Genomic DNA, 18,444 nt, shown 5'->3' with positions numbered 1-18,444 from the left:
GGCTCAATGCCTCGCCCGCAGCCCGCGCCCCGGCTGGAACCCGAAGATCCAGGCGAGCAATGCCGCCGGGAATTGCGCGATCGCCTCGTTGTACGCATTCACCGCGTGGTTGAAATGCTCGATGGCGGCCTGCGTCATGCGCACGATCTGCTGCCGCTCGCCGCTGAAGTTCTCCGGCAGGCGCGGGCCCGCGAGGTCGTGCGCGTCGTCGCGCTCCGCGCGGTCCCAGGCCATGCTCAGCACTTCCTGCGCCGCGCCCAGGGCCGCGATGCGCTCCGGGTCCAGCGGGCGGATCCGGGCCGCCGCCAGCGAGGCCTGCATCTGCGCCGCGGCCCCCTGCAAACCGCCCCAGAAGGCGCTGCCGCCGGTGAACTGCGACTGCGCCTGGTCCTCCTCCGGCGGCACGCACTCCTGCACCAGGTGCACCTGCTTCGCGAGTTCGGATTCGAGCGCGGCGAAGGCCTGGTTGGCTTCCGAGCGCAGGCGCACCAGCCGGTTGTAGGCGCCTACCGCCCAGAACAGGCCGACGGCCGAGATCACCCAGGGGAGGAACGACGACGAAGACTGCATGGTCTCCGGACGATAAAGAAAGGGCGCCACCCCTGCAAGAGGTGGCGCCCTTCAGTGGCGGACGCGAGCGCTTATTCGGCGGTCGAGGGGCCCTGGTCGATCGTCTCGGAGGCGTTGGCGCCTTCCGTGACCTCGGCCAGTTCGGCCGCTTCGGCGTCGGCGATGGCGCGGCGCTCGGCCTCGTCCATCTGGTCCTTCGCCTTGCGGGCCACGTGGTAGGCCATGCCGGTGCCGGCCGGGATCAGGCGGCCGACGATCACGTTCTCCTTCAGGCCGCGCAGCTCGTCGCGCTTGCCCATGATCGCCGCCTCGGTCAGCACGCGCGTCGTTTCCTGGAAGGAAGCGGCGGAGATGAACGAGTCGGTCGACAGCGAGGCCTTCGTGATGCCCAGCAGCAGGTTGCTGTAGGTTGCCGGGATCTTGCCGTCGCCACGCAGCCGGTCGTTGGTGTCCAGGATCTCGGACCGCTCGACCTGCTCGCCGGCGATGTAGTCGGACTCGCCCACGTTCTCGACGACCACGCGACGCAGCATCTGGCGAACGATCACCTCGATGTGCTTGTCGTTGATCTTCACGCCCTGGAGGCGGTAGACGTCCTGCACTTCGTCGACGATGTAGCGCGCCAGTTCTTCCATGCCCAGCAGGCGCAGGATGTCCTGCGGATCGGCCGGGCCGTCGACCACGGATTCGCCCTTGTTGACCACCTGGCCTTCGTGCACCAGGATGTTCTTCTCCTTGGGCACCAGCTCCTCGTGCACGCCGCCTTCCGGATCGGTGATCTGCAGGCGGATCTTGCCCTTGGTCTCCTTGCCGAAAGACACCGTGCCGGTCATCTCGGCCAGCACGCCCTTGTCCTTGGGCGAACGGGCTTCGAACAGCTCCGCCACGCGCGGCAGACCGCCGGTGATGTCGCGCGTCTTCTGGCCTTCGACCGGGATGCGGGCCAGCACTTCGCCGGGGCCCACGTCCTGGCCGTCGCGCACCTGGATCAGGGCGCCGACCTGGAAGGCGATCGTCACCGAGTGGTCGGTGCCGGGGATCTTGACCTCGTTGCCGGCCGGGTCGACCAGCTTCACCTGCGGGCGCACCACCTTGGCGGAGCCGCGGCGCTTCGGGTCGATCACCACCAGCGTCGACAGGCCCGTGACCTCGTCGACCTGCTTGGCCACCGTCAGGCCTTCTTCCACGTTCTCGAACTTCACCTTGCCGGCGAATTCCGTGATGATGGGTCGGGTCAGCGGGTCCCAGTTCGCCAGGATGACGCCGGCCTTGACCTGCTGGTCGGCCTTCACCGTCAGCGTGGCGCCGTACGGCACCTTGTGGCGCTCGCGCTCGCGGCCGTGCTCGTCGTGGATGATGATCTCGCCGGAACGCGAGATCACCACCAGCTCGTGCTTCTGGTTGGTCACGTAGCGCATCGTGGTGTTGAAGCCCACGAAGCCCGCGGACTTCGCTTCCACGCTGGAAGCCACGGCGGCGCGCGAAGCGGCGCCACCGATGTGGAACGTCCGCATCGTCAGCTGCGTGCCGGGTTCGCCGATCGACTGGGCGGCAATCACGCCCACCGCCTCGCCGACGTTCACCATGCCGCCGCGGCCGAGGTCGCGGCCGTAGCACTTGGCGCACAGGCCGAAGCGGGTGGCGCAGGTCAGCGCCGTGCGCACCTTCACCTCGTCGACACCGGCGCCTTCGAGGTCGTCCACCGCGTCTTCGTCGAGGATCCGGCCGGCCGGCACGATCATCGCGCGGGTCTCGGGGTGCAGCACGTCTTCGGCGGCCACGCGGCCCAGGATGCGGTCGCGCAGCGACTCGATGACTTCACCGCCCTCGACGATGGCGCGCATCAGCGAGCCCTCGGCGGTGCCGCAATCGTCCTCGGTCACCACCAGGTCCTGCGTCACGTCGACCAGCCGGCGCGTCAGGTAGCCGGAGTTCGCGGTCTTCAGCGCCGTGTCCGCCAGGCCCTTCCGGGCGCCGTGGGTGGAGATGAAGTACTGCAGCACGTTCAGGCCTTCGCGGAAGTTGGCCGTGATGGGCGTCTCGATGATCGAGCCGTCCGGCTTGGCCATCAGGCCCCGCATGCCCGCCAGCTGGCGGATCTGCGCGGCGGAACCGCGGGCGCCCGAGTCGGCCATCATGTAGATGGAGTTGAAGGACTCCTGCTCCACTTCCTTGCCGTGGCGGTCGACCACCTTCTCCTTGGCGAGCTGGGCCATCATGACCTTGGACACTTCGTCGCCGGCCTTGCCCCAGATGTCCACCACCTTGTTGTAGCGCTCGCCGGCGGTGACGAGACCCGAGACGTACTGCTGCTCGATCTCCTTCACTTCCTTCTCGGAGCGCTCGATGATGTCGTGCTTCTGCGCCGGCACCAGCATGTCGTCGATGGCGATCGAGATGCCGGCCTTGGTCGCGAGGCGGAAGCCGTTCTGCAGCAGCTTGTCGGCGAAGACCACGGTCTCCTTCAGGCCGCACTTGCGGAAGGAGATGTTGATCAGCTTGCTGATCTCCTTCTTCTTCAGCGCCTTGTTCAGGACGCTGAAGGGCAGGCCCTTGGGCAGGATCTCGGACAGCAGCGCGCGGCCCACCGTGGTGTCCACGAGGGAGATCGACGGGACGAATTCGCCCGTGGTCTTGTCCCTTTCCCACTGCTTCAGGCGCACGCTGATCTTGGCGGTCAGTTCCACCACGCCGGCGTCGAGCGCGCGGAGCACTTCGGCGACGTCGGTGAAGGTCATGCCCTCGCCCTTGCCGTTGGTGCGCTCGCGCGTCGTGTAGTACAGGCCCAGCACCACGTCCTGCGAAGGCACGATGGAGGGCTCGCCGTTGGCGGGGAACAGCACGTTGTTGGAGGCCAGCATCAGCGTGCGGGCCTCCATCTGCGCTTCCACCGACAGGGGCACGTGCACGGCCATCTGGTCGCCGTCGAAGTCGGCGTTGAACGCCGCGCACACCAGCGGGTGCAGCTGGATGGCCTTGCCTTCGATCAGGATCGGCTCGAAGGCCTGGATGCCCAGGCGGTGCAGCGTCGGGGCGCGGTTCAGCAGGACGGGGTGCTCCTTGATCACCTCTTCCAGGATGTCCCACACCACCGGCGTGCCGGCTTCGACTTCCTTCTTCGCCGCCTTGATGGTGGTGGCGATGCCCATGGCTTCCAGGCGCGAGAAGATGAAGGGCTTGAACAGCTCCAGCGCCATCAGCTTCGGCAGGCCGCACTGGTGCAGCTTGAGCGTCGGGCCCACCGTGATCACGGAACGGCCGGAGTAGTCGACGCGCTTGCCCAGCAGGTTCTGGCGGAAGCGGCCGCTCTTGCCCTTGATCATGTCGGCCAGGGACTTCAGCGCGCGCTTGTTGGCGCCCGTCATGGCCTTGCCGCGGCGGCCGTTGTCCAGCAGCGAGTCCACCGCCTCCTGCAGCATGCGCTTCTCGTTGCGCGCGATGATTTCCGGAGCCTTCAGCTCCAGCAGGCGCTTGAGACGCGAGTTGCGGTTGATGACGCGGCGGTACAGGTCGTTCAGGTCGGAGGTCGCGAAGCGGCCGCCGTCCAGCGGCACCAGCGGACGCAGGTCCGGCGGCAGCACGGGCAGCACGTCCAGCACCATCCAGTTCGGCTTCATGCCGGACTTCTTGAAGGCCTCGAGGACCTTCAGGCGCTTGGCGTTCTTCTTGACCTTGACTTCGGAGCCGGTCAGGTCGCCGCGCAGCTTCTCGATCTCGATGTCGAGGTCGATGCCTTCCAGCAGGTCCTTGATGCCCTCGGCGCCCATCTTGGCGACGAACTCGTCACCGTATTCCTTGCGCTTGGCCTCGTAGTCGTCCTCGGACATGATGCCGAACTTCTTCAGCGGGGTCATGCCGGGGTCGGTGATCACGTAGGCTTCGAAGTACAGCACCCGCTCGATGTCGCGCAGGGTCATGTCCAGCACGAGGCCCAGGCGCGAGGGCAGCGACTTCAGGAACCAGATGTGCGCGCAGGGCGCGGCCAGGTCGATGTGGCCCATGCGCTCGCGGCGCACCTTGGTCTGGGTCACTTCCACGCCGCACTTTTCGCAGATCACGCCGCGGTGCTTCAGGCGCTTGTACTTGCCGCACAGGCACTCGTAGTCCTTGATCGGGCCGAAGATCTTGGCGCAGAACAGGCCATCGCGCTCCGGCTTGAAGGTGCGGTAGTTGATCGTTTCCGGCTTCTTCACCTCGCCGAAGGACCAGGAACGGATCTTTTCCGGCGACGCGATCCCGATGCGGATGGCATCGAAGTGCTCGTCCGGCGTGAACTGCTTGAACAGGTCGAGTAGCGATTTCATTTAACTCTGTTCCTTTCCTACTTAGCTGCGCTCGAGCTCGATGTCGATGCCGAGCGACCGGATTTCCTTGACCAGCACGTTGAACGACTCCGGCATGCCGGCGTCGATCGCGTGTTCGCCCTTGACGATGGACTCGTACACCTTGGTGCGGCCCTGCACGTCGTCGGACTTCACGGTCAGCATTTCCTGCAGCGTGTAGGAAGCGCCGTAGGCTTCCAGCGCCCACACTTCCATTTCGCCGAAACGCTGGCCGCCGAATTGCGCCTTGCCGCCCAGCGGCTGCTGCGTGACCAGCGAGTACGGGCCGGTCGAGCGGGCGTGCATCTTGTCGTCCACCAGGTGGTGCAGCTTCAGCACGTGCATGTAGCCCACGGTCACCGGGCGCTCGAACTGGTCGCCCGTGCGGCCGTCGTACAGGAAGGCCTGCGTGCGGGTCGCGGTCAGGCCCTTGGTCTTGGCCACTTCCTCGGGGAACGCAACCTGCAGCATGCGGCGGATCTCCTTCTCGGAGGCGCCGTCGAACACCGGCGTCGCGAAGGGCACGCCCTTGGCGAGCTGGCCGGCCATCTCGGTCACTTCCGGGTCGGACAGCTCGTTCAGAGCTTCCTTCTTGCCGGACGTGTTGTACAGCTCGTCGAGGAAGCCGCGCACTTCGGACACGGCCGCTTCGCGCTGCAGCATGTCGCCGATGCGCTGGCCGATGCCCTTGCCCGCCCAGCCCAGGTGCACTTCCAGCACCTGGCCCACGTTCATCCGCGAGGGCACGCCCAGCGGGTTCAGCACGATGTCGCACGGCGTGCCGTCGGCCATGTAGGGCATGTCTTCGACCGGGACGATCTTGGACACCACGCCCTTGTTGCCGTGGCGGCCGGCCATCTTGTCGCCGGGCTGCAGGCGGCGCTTGACGGCCAGGTAGACCTTGACCATCTTCAGCACGCCCGCCGGCAGCTCGTCGCCCTGCGTGAGCTTCTTGCGCTTCTCTTCGAAGGCCAGGTCGAAGCTGTGGCGGGTCTGCTCCAGCGAGTTCTTGATGGACTCGAGCTGCGAGGCCACCTCGTCCTCCGCCGGGCGGATGTCGAACCAGTGGAACTTGTCGACGGAGTCCAGGTAGGCCTTGTCGATCTTCGTGCCCTTGGCCAGCTTCTGCGGGCCGCCGTTGGCCTCGCGGCCGGTCAGCAGCTTGGCGATCCGGTCGAAGGCGTCGGCTTCCACGATGCGCAGCTGGTCGTTCAGGTCCAGGCGGAAGCGCTTCAGCTCGTCGTCGATGATCTGCTGGGCGCGCTTGTCGCGCTGGATGCCTTCACGGGTGAAGACCTGCACGTCGATCACGGTGCCCTGCGAGCCCTGGTCCACGCGCAGCGAGGTGTCCTTCACGTCGGAAGCCTTCTCGCCGAAGATCGCGCGCAGCAGCTTCTCTTCCGGCGTCAGCGTGGTCTCGCCCTTCGGCGTGACCTTGCCCACCAGCACGTCGCCCGGCTGCACTTCCGCGCCCACGTAGATGATGCCGGACTCGTCCAGGCGGTTCAGCTGCTGCTCGGACAGGTTCGGGATGTCGCGGGTGATTTCCTCGGGGCCCAGCTTGGTGTCGCGCGCCATCACCACCAGTTCCTCGATGTGGATCGAGGTGTAGCGGTCGTCGGCCACGACGCGTTCGCTGATGAGGATCGAGTCCTCGAAGTTGTAGCCGTTCCAGGGCATGAACGCGACCAGCATGTTCTGGCCCAGCGCCAGCTCGCCCAGGTCGGTCGAGGCGCCGTCGGCGATCACGTCGCCCTTGGCGATCTTGTCGCCGCGGGAAACGATCGGACGCTGGTGGATGTTGGTGTTCTGGTTGGAACGCTGGTACTTGATCAGGTTGTAGATGTCGACGCCGACTTCGCCGGCGACGGCTTCCGCGTCGTTCACGCGCACCACGATGCGGGTGGCGTCGACGTAGTCGACCACGCCGCCGCGGTTGGCGGTGACGACGGTGCCGGAGTCGATCGCGGAGACGCGTTCGATGCCGGTGCCGACGAAGGCCTTCTCGGGGCGCAGCACAGGCACGGCCTGGCGCTGCATGTTGGCGCCCATCAGCGCGCGGTTGGCGTCGTCGTGCTCCAGGAACGGCACCAGCGAGGCGGCCACGGAGACGATCTGCGCCGGCGACACGTCCATGTACTGGATGCGGTCGGCGCCGACCAGGATCGATTCACCCTTTTCGCGGGCGGACACCAGGTCGCCGGTCAGGCGGCCTTCCTCGTCCAGCGTCGCGTTCGCCTGGGCGATCACGTACTTGCCTTCCTCGATGGCCGACAGGTAGTCGATCTCGTAGGTGACCTTGCCGTCGTGCACGCGGCGGTACGGCGTCTCGATGAAGCCGTACTCGTTCAGGCGGGCGTACAGCGCCAGCGAGTTGATCAGGCCGATGTTCGGGCCTTCCGGCGTCTCGATCGGGCACACGCGGCCGTAGTGCGTGACGTGCACGTCGCGCACTTCGAAGCCGGCGCGCTCGCGCGTCAGGCCGCCCGGGCCCAGGGCCGAGACGCGGCGCTTGTGCGTGATCTCGGACAGCGGGTTGGTCTGGTCCATGAACTGCGACAGCTGCGAGGCGCCGAAGAACTCCTTGAGGGCCGCGGAAATCGGCTTGGAGTTGATCAGGTCGTGCGGCATCAGCGGCTCTTGCTCCGCCTGGCCCAGACGTTCCTTCACGGCCTTCTCGATCCGGGCGAGACCGGTGCGGTACTGGTTCTCGGCCAGTTCGCCGACGCAGCGCACGCGGCGGTTGCCCAGGTGGTCGATGTCGTCGACTTCGCCGCGGCCGTTGCGCAGGTCCACCAGGATCTTCACGACGGCCAGGATGTCGTCGTTGGTCAGCACCATCGGGCCGGTGCCCTCTTCGCGGCCGACCTTGGCGTTGAACTTCATGCGGCCCACGCGCGACAGGTCGTACGTGTCCGGGTTGTAGAACAGGCGCTGGAACAGGGCCTGCACCGCGTCCTCGGTCGGCGGCTCGCCGGGGCGCATCATGCGGTAGATGGCGACGCGGGCGGCGAACTCGTCGACGGTCTCGTCGATTCGCAGCGTCTGCGACATGTACGGACCCTGGTCCAGCTCGTTCGTGTAGATCGCCTGGATTTCCTGGATGCCGGCGGCGCGCAGCTTCTTGAGCAGCGCCTCGGTCAATTCGTCGTTGGCCTTGGCGATGATCTCGCCCGTGTCCGGGTCGATGATGTTGCGCGCGACCACGCGGCCCACGAGGTAGTCCTCGGGCACGCTGATGTGCGTGGTGCCGGACTGCTCCAGCTCGCGGGTGTGGCGGGCGGTGACGCGCTTGTCCTTCGCCACCACGACCTTGCCGGACTTGTCGGTCAGGTCGAAGCGGGCGACTTCACCGCGGATGCGCTCGGGCACGAACTCGAGCTGTGCGCCGCTGTCCATCAGGCGGAAGTTGTCGTTGACGAAGAAGTTCGCCAGGATGGTTTCCGGCGTCAGGCCGATGGCCTTCAGCAGGATGGTGACCGGCATCTTGCGGCGGCGGTCGACGCGGAAGTACAGCACGTCCTTCGGGTCGAACTCGAAGTCCAGCCAGGAGCCGCGGTAGGGAATGATGCGGGCCGAGAACAGCAGCTTGCCGGAGCTGTGCGTCTTGCCCTTGTCGTGCTCGAAGAACACGCCGGGCGAGCGATGCAGCTGCGACACGATCACGCGCTCGGTGCCGTTGATGATGAACGAGCCCTTGTCCGTCATGAGCGGCACTTCGCCCATGTAGACCTCCTGCTCCTTCACTTCCTTCACCACCTTGGATTGGGGCGTGGAAGACTCGCGGTCATAGATGATCAGCTGCACCTTCGCGCGCACGGCGGAGGCGTAGGTCAGGCCGCGGGTCTGGCACTCGCGCACGTCGAACGCGGGCTTGGCCAGGTTGTACTCGATGAACTTCATTTCCACGAACCCGTTGTGCGACACAATGGGGAACGCGGAATCGAACGCAGCCTGCAGGCCCTCGATGGTCCGTTTCTGGGGCGGAAGGTCGGCTTGGAGGAAGGCGGTGTACGCATCCTTCTGCATCTGCAGCAGGTACGGCACTTCGAGCACGCTGGCGCGCTTGCCGAAACTCTTGCGGATGCGTTTGCGTTCGGTGTAGGAATAAGCCATGAGTTCTCCGGGCTATCAAGCTCGTGGGCAACTGACGCGCCCCCACACCAGCGAAGGGGTGGGCGGCGTTCTTGGCGGGTTGGCCACTACCAACCTTGGCGGACGGCCCGGCATTGCACCAGGCCCGAACCAAGCAGTTCTCTGCAGTCGGATCAGAGAACACTAGGAAACCGGTTGGAGTGGCGGGCCGAACGTTCGTTCGGCACAACAAACCACCCGGTTTCCTGCTGCTCTCTACAAGCGGCAAAGGCTGGAGGCCTTTTGATCAGCCTCCAGCCTTCCAGGGTGAACGGAATTACTTCAGTTCGACCTTGGCGCCGGCGTCTTCCAGCTTCTTCTTGGCAGCTTCGGCGTCGGCCTTGTTCATGCCTTCCTTGACGGCCTTCGGAGCGCCGTCGACCAGGTCCTTGGCTTCCTTCAGGCCCAGGCCCGTGATTTCACGGACGGCCTTGATGACGCCGACCTTCTGCGCACCGGCTTCCATCAGCTGGACGGTGAACTCGGTCTTCTCTTCCACGGCGGCGGCGGCCGGGCCGGCACCACCAGCGGCCGGGGCGGCCATGGCGGCGGCGGACACGCCGAACTTCTCTTCAATGGCCTTGACCAGGTCATTGAGTTCCATGACGGACATGCTGTCCAGGGCCGTCAGAAATTCGTCTTTGTTGAATGCCATTTTGAACTTTCCAGAATAAGTTGGTGATCCGTAGGGCTGCTCGGCCGGCGCTTACGCGGCGGCGGGTTCGGCGGCAGCGCCTTCTTCCTTCTTCTTCGCCAGAGCGCCCAGCACCACGGCGGTGCGCGAAATGGGCGACATCAGCAGGCCGCAAAGCTGGGCCAGCAGAACTTCCTTGGAGGGAATGTTCGCCAGCTGCTTGACGCCGTTGACATCCAGGGCCTTGCCCGCGAACGCGCCACCGCGAATGACCAGCTTGTCGTTGGTCTTCGCGAAGTCGGCCACCACCTTGGCGGCGGCCACAGCGTCCACGGAGAAGCCGTAGATCAGCGGACCGGTCATCTGGTCGCCAATCACTTCGAACTGGCTGCCCTGCACGGCGCGGCGGGCCAGGGTGTTCTTCAGAACACTCAGGTCCACGCCAGCACCGCGCGCGGCCACGCGCAGCTTCGTCATGTCGGCGACCGTGATGCCGCGGTATTCCGCCATCACCAGCGTTTGAGCTTTAGCGGCGAGAGCGGTCACTTCTTCGACGACCGCTTCCTTCTCACTGCGATTCAGACTCAAGGTCTACTCCTTCAATTGCGCTTGGGGAGGCCCCTTGCGCGCCCTTGTTTAAGCGACCAACTGTCTTCGGAAATCTCTCGAAATCTTTCAGTCAGCGGGATCGCCATCTGCGTTGGCTTTCACTGATTAAGCGGACTCGCGCCCGCGCCAACGGTCTTGGATGGCCCGCCGGGTTGCCCCTGCGGCCCACCACACTGGCCGATTGCCTTGCGGCAAGCGGCCTGATCAGAGGTGCCAGAGCAGCGCGCTACGCGCTCCTGATCCGGCACCTGTTCATTACTAGGCCTGCGCGGCCGCTGCTTGCGCGTTCAGGGTCTGCAGGTCGACGCGGACACCCAGGCCCATCGTCGAGGACACGGCCACCTTGCGCAGGTACACGCCCTTGCTGGAAGCCGGCTTGGCCTTGTTCAGCGCATCGATCAGCGCGACCAGGTTGCCCTGCAGCTTGGTCGATTCGAACGAGCGGCGGCCGATGGTGGCGTGGATGATGCCGGCCTTGTCGGCGCGGAACTGCACCTGGCCCGCCTTCGCGTTCTTCACCGCGGTGGCGACGTCCGGCGTCACGGTGCCGACCTTCGGGTTCGGCATCAGGCCGCGCGGACCGAGGATCTGGCCCAGCTGGCCGACCACGCGCATGGCGTCCGGCGCGGCGATCACCACGTCGAAGGGCATGTCGCCGGCCTTGACCTTGGCAGCCAGGTCGTCCATGCCGACGATGTCGGCGCCGGCAGCCTTGGCTTCGTCGGCCTTGGCGCCCTGGGCGAACACGGCGACGCGCTTGGTCTTGCCGGTGCCGTTGGGCATCACGACCGCGCCGCGAACGACCTGGTCGGACTTCTTCGGGTCGATGCCCAGCTGCACGGCCACGTCGATGGACTCATCGAACTTGGCGGTGGCGGCATCCTTGACCATGCCGAGGGCGGCGTTCAGGTCGTACAGCTTGGTGCTGTCGGCCTTGCCCTGCAGGGCCTTCTGCTTCTTCGTGAGCTTTGCCATGATTTACAGGCCCTCCACGTTGACGCCCATGGAGCGGGCGGAACCAGCCAGCGTGCGGACCGCGGCGTCGACGGACGCGGCGTTCATGTCCTTCATCTTGGTCTTGGCGATTTCCTCGAGCTGCGCACGGGTGATCTTGCCGACCTTGTCCGTGTGCGGCTTGGCGGAGCCCTTGTCCAGCTTGATCGCCTTCTTGATCAGCGTCGTCGCCGGAGGCGTCTTGATGATGAACGTGAAGCTCTTGTCCGCGAACGCGGTGATCACCACCGGCAGCGGCAGACCGGGCTCGACGCCCTGGGTCTGGGCGTTGAACGCCTTGCAGAACTCCATGATGTTCAGGCCGCGCTGGCCCAGCGCGGGGCCGATCGGGGGCGACGGGTTCGCCTTCCCGGCCGGGACTTGCAGCTTGACGAAGCCGACAATCTTCTTAGCCATGGTTCGATTTCCTTGCGGGTGATAGCGCCTCGGTCTCCCGACCTTGGCTCCCCGGGGTTGGGGCTCTTGCGGGATACGTCCTGCGCCGAGCCGGCGAGCGCAGGAACGAGGGATTCAGTTCAGGTCTTCTCGACTTGCGAGAACTCGAGTTCGACCGGCGTCGCACGACCGAAGATCGTGACCGACACGCGCACCTTGCTCTTCTCGTAGTTGACTTCCTCGACGGTGCCGTTGAAGTCGGTGAACGGGCCGTCCTTGACGCGCACGTACTCGCCCACGGTGAATTCGACCTTGTGGCGCGGCTTCTCCACGCCCTCTTCCATCTGGCCCATGATCTTGGCGACTTCGTCGTCGCTGATCGGGGCCGGGCGGTTCTTGGCGCCACCGACGAAGCCGGTCACCTTGTTGGTGTGCTTCACCAGGTGCCAGGTGTCGTCGTTCATGACCATCTGCACCAGCACGTAGCCGGGGTAGAAGCGGCGCTCGGAGGTGCGCTTCTGGCCGTTCTTGATCTCGACGACTTCCTCGGTGGGCACCAGGATGTCGCCGAACATGTCCTGCATGCCGGCGCGGTTGATGCGCTCCTTGATGTTGCGCTCCACCGCCTTCTCCATGCCGGAGTAGGCGTGGACGACGTACCACCGCAGGTCGGGATTCTTGGCCTTGGCCTCGACGCCGGGGACCGGGGTCGGGGCCTGGGTGTTTTCGGTCTCGCTCATTACTTCTTCCAGCCCAGGATCAGGTCGTAGAACACCCATTCGAGCGTCTTGTCGGTCAGCCACAGGAACAGGGCCATGATGACGACGAAGCCGAACACGTAGGCCGTCATCTGGATCGATTCCTTGCGGGTCGGCCAGACGACCTTCTTGGTTTCCTTGACGGCGTCGCGGCCGAAGGCGATGAATTCCTTGCCCGGCTCGGACGTGAAGAACACGGCGACCGCGGCGATGAGGGCGACGATCAGCACGCCCCACTGGGCGATCTGACCCTGCTTGCCCAGCATGTAGAAGGCAGCGAGGCCGGCGATCACCAGCGCGATGGCGGCACCCACCTTCGCCTTGTCGGCGCTGGTGGTGACGGTTTCAACTTGGGTCGTTGCCATGGAGAGGCGATTTCCTGCTTCAATCTCGGCGCCGTTGAAGACACCGAAGCCCGTCTCGCGGACGGGCTTGGTTGTGGGGGATGCCACTCAGGTGGCAGGGGCAGTAGGAATCGAACCTACAACCTTCGGTTTTGGAGACCGACGCTCTGCCAATTGAGCTATACCCCTCCGTGACCGGTTTTCGGGGAACTCGGCATTATCGCCGACCCCGAAAGACCTTGCTCTTTACTCCATGATCTTGGCGACGACGCCGGCGCCGACGGTCTTGCCGCCTTCGCGGATGGCGAAGCGCAGGCCTTCTTCCATGGCGATCGGGGCGATCAGCTTGACCGTGATCGTCACGTTGTCGCCGGGCATGACCATTTCCTTGTCCTTCGGCAGCTCGATGGAGCCGGTCACGTCGGTCGTGCGGAAATAGAACTGCGGGCGGTAGTTGTTGAAGAACGGCGTGTGGCGGCCGCCCTCGTCCTTGCTCAGCACGTACACCTCGGCGGTGAAGTGCGTGTGCGGCTTGATGGAGCCGGGCTTGCACAGCACCTGGCCGCGCTCGACTTCTTCACGCTTGGTGCCGCGCAGCAGGATACCGACGTTGTCGCCGGCCTGGCCCTGGTCCAGCAGCTTGCGGAACATTTCCACGCCGGTGCAGGTGGTCTTCTGCGTGGTCTTGATGCCCACGATCTCGATTTCCTCGCCGACCTTGATCACGCCGCGCTCGATACGGCCGGTCACCACGGTGCCGCGGCCGGAGATGGAGAACACGTCTTCCACGGGCATCAGGAAGGTGCCGTCGATGGCGCGCTCGGGCGTGGGGATGTAGCTATCCAGCGCATCGGCCAGCTTCATGATGGCCTGCTCGCCCAGCTCGCCCTTGTCGCCTTCGAGCGCCAGCTTGGCCGAGCCCTTGATGATCGGGGTGTCGTCGCCGGGGAAGTCGTACTTGGACAGCAGCTCGCGCACTTCCATCTCGACCAGCTCCAGCAGTTCGGCGTCGTCCACCATGTCGGCCTTGTTCAGGAAGACGATGATGTAGGGCACGCCCACCTGGCGGCTCAGCAGGATGTGCTCGCGCGTCTGGGGCATCGGGCCGTCGGCGGCCGACACGACCAGGATGGCGCCGTCCATCTGGGCGGCACCGGTGATCATGTTCTTCACGTAGTCGGCGTGGCCGGGGCAGTCGACGTGCGCGTAGTGGCGGTTGGCCGTCTCGTATTCGACGTGGGCGGTGTTGATCGTGATGCCGCGGGCCTTCTCTTCGGGGGCCGCGTCGATCTGGTCATAGGCTTTGGCTTCGCCGCCGAACTTGGTCGACAGGACGGTGGTGATCGCCGCCGTCAGGGTCGTCTTGCCATGGTCCACGTGGCCGATCGTGCCAACGTTGACGTGCGGCTTGGTCCGCTCGAATTTGCCTTTTGCCATTTTTTTCGACTCCGAAAAAAGTAACGATCACTACCCAAAGACTGGTGCCCTTGGCGGGAATCGGACCCGCGACCTCTCCCTTACCAAGGGAGTGCTCTACCACTGAGCCACAAGGGCGAAATTCTTCTCGCTGCGCCGTCGATGCCGTTCGTGGAGCGGGAGACGGGAATCGAACCCGCGTCATTAGCTTGGAAGGCTAAGGTTCTACCATTGAACTACTCCCGCGTCGGGGTGGCTCAACGGCCTTTCGGCTTTCCGACCCGGGCGCCCGCTTCGAACGCCTTGCTGCCACAAACTCATCAACCGACACACTCGCCTCGCTTCCCAATCAAGGAAAGCTGGTGGAGGAGGCTGGATTCGAACCAGCGTAGGCGTAAGCCAACAGATTTACAGTCTGCCCCCTTTAGCCACTCGGGCACCCCTCCGCGAGGAACCTCGGACTATAGCACGGTTCGGACGCGCAGACGGCCTGTCGACCTACAAGAGCCCCTGCACTCCTGAGAGGAGGCTGACAGCCGCAGCTCGGCTGTAACCCGCCGCCGCATGGATGTTGCTAGGGTGAGTGCATGCGAACTCTCAATCTGGCCCTGCAGGGCGGCGGCTCGCACGGCGCCTTCACCTGGGGCGTGCTGGACGCACTGCTCGAGGACGGACAGCTGGACTTCGAAGGCCTCAGCGGCACCAGCGCCGGCGCGCTCAACGCCGTCGCGTTCGCCAGCGGCTGGGCCACTGCCGAGGCGGCGGGGCGTGACCCCCGAGAAGGCGCCCGCGAGCGCTTGGCGGCCGTGTGGCAGCGTGTTTCCGCTTGGGGCAGCCTCGGGAGCCTGCCGCAGCAGTTCCTCCGCATGCTGGGCGGCGGCGTGCTCTCGCCGTACCAGAGCAATCCCCTCGGCCTCAACCCGCTGCGCGACCTGCTGGAGGCGGAGATCGATTTCGTTGCGATCGCCGCACATCCGCGCCTGAAGGTGTTCGTTTCCGCAACACATGTGAACACCGGGAGGGCGGTGGTCTTCAGCGGCCGGAAGCTGGATGCCAAGACGGTGCTCGCGTCGGCCTGCCTGCCCCTCCTGTTCCATGCGGTGGAGATCGACGGCGAACCCTATTGGGACGGCGGCTTTTCCGTCAATCCCGCGCTTTCGCCGCTGATCAGCGAGTGCGATTGCAGCGACCTGCTGCTGGTGCAGATCAATCCGCTGCGCCGGGGCGAAACCCCGCGCACGACGGCCGAGATCCAAGACCGCATCGGCGAACTGACCTTCAACGCCAGCCTGCTGACGCAGATGCGCGCCATCGACTACGTGAACCGGCTGGTGGCCGAGGGCGCCGTGACGGACCCTCAATGCCGCGCGGTGCGCGTGCACCGCATCGACGGCGGCGCCGCGCTCCAGGCGTATCCGGGTTCGAGCCGTGCCTCGGCGGACGCGGTGATGATCACGCGGCTGTTCGAAGCCGGGAGGGCCGCCGCCCACGTGTGGCTGCGACGGCATTTCGCGGCCATCGGCCAGCACAGTACGGTGGACATCCAGCGCGATTACCTGGACGACACGCGGATGGCGGTGCCCTCTTCGCGGCCGCCGGCTACCCTGATCGCGGCGCCGGGGTTCCGGCCGTGGCTGGCGCGCCTGCTGCGGCACGCGCGCCGCTGACGCTCAGAAGACGCCGGTGACGCCCCGCTCGGCCAGCCACTCGCGGGCCTGCCCGAAGCAGCCGCTGCCCAGGAAAGGGACCGGCGGCCGGCTCGCCGACAGCGGAGAAGGATGGTTGGTCTCCAGCACGAGGATCTCGCGCCCGTACTGCGCCGCGTGGGCGCGGATCAGGTCGGACTTGGCCTGCGCGTGCGCGCCCCACAGCAGGTAGGCGCAGGGCGAAGCCGTCGCGGCGACCAGCGACAGGAGCCGGTCGGTGAGCAGCTCCCAGCCCCTTTTCGCATGGCTGGCCGGCTGCCCGTCTTCCACCGTGAGGCAGGCATTGAGGAGCAGCACGCCGGAACGCGCCCAGCGCAGCAGCGAGCCGCTCTGAGGCGTTTCGCCCAGTTCCTTGAAGATGTTGCGCAGCGAGGGCGGGTGCTTCACTCCGTCCGCGACCGAGAAGGCCAGGCCCTCGGCCTGGCCGGGCCCGTGGTACGGGTCCTGCCCGAGCACCACCGCGTGCACGCTGGACAGGGGCGTGAGCTCCAGGGCACGCAGGGGATGGGGCGGATAGACCACCGCGCCCGCCTCCAGCCGCGAGCGGATGAAGGCCGCCAGCGCCTGCCCCTCCGGGCTCGCCAGGAACTCCTCGACGGCGGGCCGCCAGCCCTCCGCCAGCGGCCAGTCCTCCGGCTGCCAGGCCGCCAGCCGTTTCGGCTGCGCCTGCGGCTCGAGATCGGCCCATGGCAGTTCGCCCTGCGCCGCGGTCTTGCGCCTCGCCACGTCAGTGAAACAGCGCGGCCAGCGCCTCGCCCGGATCTTCCGCCCGCATGAAGGCCTCGCCGACCAGGAAGGCATGCACGCCGGCGGCGCGCATCGTCTGCACGTCCTCGCGCTTCAGGATGCCGGACTCGGTGACCAGCAGCTTGCCGGCGGGCACGTCCTTCAGCAGGCCCAGCGTGTTGTCCAGGCTCACCTCGAAGGTGCGCAGGTTGCGGTTGTTGACGCCCACGAGCGCGGTCTTCAGTTTCAGCGCGCGCTGCAGTTCCTCGCCGTCGTGCACCTCCACCAGCACCGCCATGTCCAGGCTGCGGGCGACCGCCTCCAGCTCCGCCATCTGCGCGTCGGACAGGCAGGCGGCGATCAGGAGGATGCAGTCGGCGCCCATCGCGCGCGCCTCGTACACCTGGTAGGGGTCGATCATGAAGTCCTTGCGCAGCACCGGCAGGTCGCAGGACGCGCGGGCCTGCTTCAGGTAGTCCGGCTGGCCCTGGAAGAACTGGCGGTCGGTCAGCACCGAGAGGCAGGCCGCGCCGTGCTCGGCATAGCTCTGCGCGATGTCGGCCGGAATGAAGTCCTCGCGCAGCACGCCCTTGCTGGGACTGGCCTTCTTGATCTCGGCGATCACCGCGGACTGGCCGGCGGCGATCTTCGCGCGCAGGGCGCCTTCGAAATCGCGCGTGAGCACGCGGCTGAACGCGTCCTCGCGCATCGCCTCCAGCGACTTCTTCTTCTTTCCGGCGGCCACTTCCTCGCGCTTGACCGCGACGATCTTTTCCAGGATGTCGCTCATGCCCGGGTTCCCAGCGCCTTGGACACGCGCACGAGTTGCTCCAGCTTGCCGCGGGCCGCACCGGATTCGATCGCGACGCGGGCCTTGTCGATTCCGTCGCGGATGCTGGCCGCCACGTTGGCCGCGTACAGCGCGGCTCCCGCATTGAGCATCACCACGTCGCGCGCGGGGCCCGCCTTGTTGTCCAGCACTTCGCGCATCATGGCGAGCGACTCCTCCGGGGTGGAGACCTTGAAGGCGCGGTTGCTCGCCATCGGCACGCCGAAGTCCTCGGGGTGGATCTCGTACTCGGTGATCTCGCCGTTCTTCAGCTCGCCCACCATGGTGGCCGCGCCCAGGCTCACTTCGTCCATGCCGTCGCGGCCGTAGACCACCAGCGCGTGCTCGGCGCCCAGGCGCTGCAGCGCCCGGACCTGGATGCCGACCAGGTCGGGGTGGAACACGCCCATCAGGATGTTGGGCGCGCTCGCCGGATTGGTCAGCGGCCCCAGGATGTTGAAGATGGTGCGCACGCCCAGTTCCTTGCGCACCGGGGCGACGTTCTTCATCGCCGGGTGGTGGTTGGGCGCGAACATGAAGCCGATGCCGGTCTCGGCGATGCACTTGGCGATCAGCTCCGGCGACAGGTTGATGTCGAGGCCCAGCGCCTCCAGCACGTCGGCGCTGCCGCTCTTGCTGGACACGCTGCGGCCGCCGTGCTTGCTCACCTTCGCGCCCGCGGCCGCGGCCACGAACATCGAGCAGGTGGAGATGTTGAAGGTGTGCGAGCCGTCGCCGCCGGTGCCGACGATGTCCACCAGGTGCGTCTTGTCCCCCACGTTCACCTTGGTGGAGAACTCGCGCATCACCTGCGCCGCGGCGGTGATCTCGCCGATCGTCTCCTTCTTCACCCGCAGGCCGGTGATGAGGGCGGCGGTCATGACGGGCGACAGCTCGCCGCTCATGATCAGCCGCATGATCTTCAGCATCTCGTCGTGGAAGATCTCCCGGTGTTCGATCGTGCGCTGCAGCGCTTCCTGCGGGGTGATGGACATGGCGTGCTCCTC

General features: G+C 66.2%; 14 protein-coding genes and 4 tRNA genes. 1 reads left to right on the top strand and 17 read right to left on the bottom strand.

Going from position 1 to position 18,444, the window contains the following annotated elements; genetic code table 11:
* Nucleotides 1–3: 3 nt before the first annotated feature.
* The 14 genes from JJ685_RS16550 to JJ685_RS16485 form a co-directional block, all read right to left on the bottom strand.
* Entirely contained in the window at nucleotides 4–570 is a 567-nt protein-coding gene (locus tag JJ685_RS16550) for a LemA family protein (protein ID WP_201675355.1), read from the bottom strand.
* Nucleotides 571–641: 71 nt separating this feature from the next.
* The gene (gene rpoC / locus JJ685_RS16545) at nucleotides 642–4,874 is read right to left on the bottom strand and encodes a DNA-directed RNA polymerase subunit beta' (protein ID WP_201675354.1); all 4,233 of its coding nucleotides are present in this window, start codon (nucleotides 4,872–4,874) and stop codon (nucleotides 642–644) included.
* A 21-nt stretch (nucleotides 4,875–4,895) separates the two neighbouring features.
* Nucleotides 4,896–9,008, bottom strand: a complete 4,113-nt coding sequence (gene rpoB, locus JJ685_RS16540; protein ID WP_201675353.1) for a DNA-directed RNA polymerase subunit beta — start codon at nucleotides 9,006–9,008, stop codon at nucleotides 4,896–4,898.
* A 295-nt stretch (nucleotides 9,009–9,303) separates the two neighbouring features.
* Nucleotides 9,304–9,681, bottom strand: a complete 378-nt coding sequence (gene rplL, locus JJ685_RS16535; RefSeq protein WP_201675352.1) for a 50S ribosomal protein L7/L12 — start codon at nucleotides 9,679–9,681, stop codon at nucleotides 9,304–9,306.
* Nucleotides 9,682–9,732: 51 nt separating this feature from the next.
* Nucleotides 9,733–10,248, bottom strand: a complete 516-nt coding sequence (gene rplJ, locus JJ685_RS16530; RefSeq protein ID WP_201675351.1) for a 50S ribosomal protein L10 — start codon at nucleotides 10,246–10,248, stop codon at nucleotides 9,733–9,735.
* Nucleotides 10,249–10,527: 279 nt separating this feature from the next.
* Nucleotides 10,528–11,244 carry a 50S ribosomal protein L1 gene (gene rplA, locus JJ685_RS16525; protein ID WP_201675350.1) on the bottom strand — a complete coding sequence of 239 codons (717 nt, stop codon included), beginning with the start codon at nucleotides 11,242–11,244 and terminating at the stop codon, nucleotides 10,528–10,530.
* 3 nt (nucleotides 11,245–11,247) lie between these two features.
* A complete protein-coding gene (gene rplK / locus JJ685_RS16520; RefSeq protein ID WP_198970173.1) occupies nucleotides 11,248–11,679 on the bottom strand; it encodes a 50S ribosomal protein L11 in 432 nt (143 codons plus the stop codon).
* Nucleotides 11,680–11,798: 119 nt separating this feature from the next.
* Complete coding sequence (nusG, locus tag JJ685_RS16515; protein WP_236599023.1) at nucleotides 11,799–12,398, bottom strand: transcription termination/antitermination protein NusG; 600 nt, start codon at nucleotides 12,396–12,398, stop codon at nucleotides 11,799–11,801.
* Nucleotides 12,398–12,781 carry a preprotein translocase subunit SecE gene (secE, locus tag JJ685_RS16510; protein WP_201675349.1) on the bottom strand — a complete coding sequence of 128 codons (384 nt, stop codon included), beginning with the start codon at nucleotides 12,779–12,781 and terminating at the stop codon, nucleotides 12,398–12,400. The genes nusG and secE overlap by 1 nt, the downstream gene beginning before the upstream one ends.
* A 92-nt stretch (nucleotides 12,782–12,873) precedes the next feature.
* A tRNA-Trp gene (locus tag JJ685_RS16505) sits at nucleotides 12,874–12,949 on the bottom strand.
* A gap of 57 nt (nucleotides 12,950–13,006) precedes the next feature.
* Nucleotides 13,007–14,197 carry an elongation factor Tu gene (tuf, locus tag JJ685_RS16500; protein WP_201675348.1) on the bottom strand — a complete coding sequence of 397 codons (1,191 nt, stop codon included), beginning with the start codon at nucleotides 14,195–14,197 and terminating at the stop codon, nucleotides 13,007–13,009.
* A 42-nt stretch (nucleotides 14,198–14,239) separates the two neighbouring features.
* A tRNA-Thr gene (locus JJ685_RS16495) sits at nucleotides 14,240–14,314 on the bottom strand.
* A gap of 34 nt (nucleotides 14,315–14,348) precedes the next feature.
* Nucleotides 14,349–14,422 (bottom strand) — tRNA-Gly (locus JJ685_RS16490).
* A 114-nt stretch (nucleotides 14,423–14,536) separates the two neighbouring features.
* Nucleotides 14,537–14,622: transfer RNA gene (locus JJ685_RS16485), tRNA-Tyr, on the bottom strand.
* 141 nt (nucleotides 14,623–14,763) lie between these two features.
* Between JJ685_RS16485 and JJ685_RS16480 the strand changes: the two genes are divergently transcribed.
* On the top strand, nucleotides 14,764–15,843 hold the full coding sequence (locus JJ685_RS16480) for a patatin-like phospholipase family protein (RefSeq protein WP_201675347.1): 1,080 nt from the start codon (nucleotides 14,764–14,766) through the stop codon (nucleotides 15,841–15,843).
* A 3-nt stretch (nucleotides 15,844–15,846) separates the two neighbouring features.
* Here the strand turns inward: JJ685_RS16480 and JJ685_RS16475 are convergent, their stop codons facing one another.
* The 3 genes from JJ685_RS16475 to trpD are packed head-to-tail and all read right to left on the bottom strand — an operon-like array spanning nucleotide 15,847 to nucleotide 18,432.
* Entirely contained in the window at nucleotides 15,847–16,608 is a 762-nt protein-coding gene (locus tag JJ685_RS16475; protein WP_330901786.1) for a uracil-DNA glycosylase, read from the bottom strand.
* A gap of 1 nt (nucleotide 16,609) precedes the next feature.
* Nucleotides 16,610–17,398, bottom strand: coding sequence for an indole-3-glycerol phosphate synthase TrpC (trpC, locus tag JJ685_RS16470; protein WP_201675345.1), 789 nt, complete (start codon nucleotides 17,396–17,398; stop codon nucleotides 16,610–16,612).
* Nucleotides 17,395–18,432 carry an anthranilate phosphoribosyltransferase gene (trpD, locus tag JJ685_RS16465; RefSeq protein WP_201675344.1) on the bottom strand — a complete coding sequence of 346 codons (1,038 nt, stop codon included), beginning with the start codon at nucleotides 18,430–18,432 and terminating at the stop codon, nucleotides 17,395–17,397. Before trpD ends, trpC begins: the two co-directional genes overlap by 4 nt.
* Nucleotides 18,433–18,444 lie beyond the last annotated feature (12 nt).

The sequence above is a fragment of the Ramlibacter monticola genome (assembly GCF_016722785.1).
In the GTDB taxonomy this organism is placed as follows: domain Bacteria; phylum Pseudomonadota; class Gammaproteobacteria; order Burkholderiales; family Burkholderiaceae_C; genus Ramlibacter; species Ramlibacter monticola.
The sequence above is the reverse complement of the archived record's forward strand: the minus strand, read 5'-3'. Positions and strand labels throughout refer to the sequence as shown.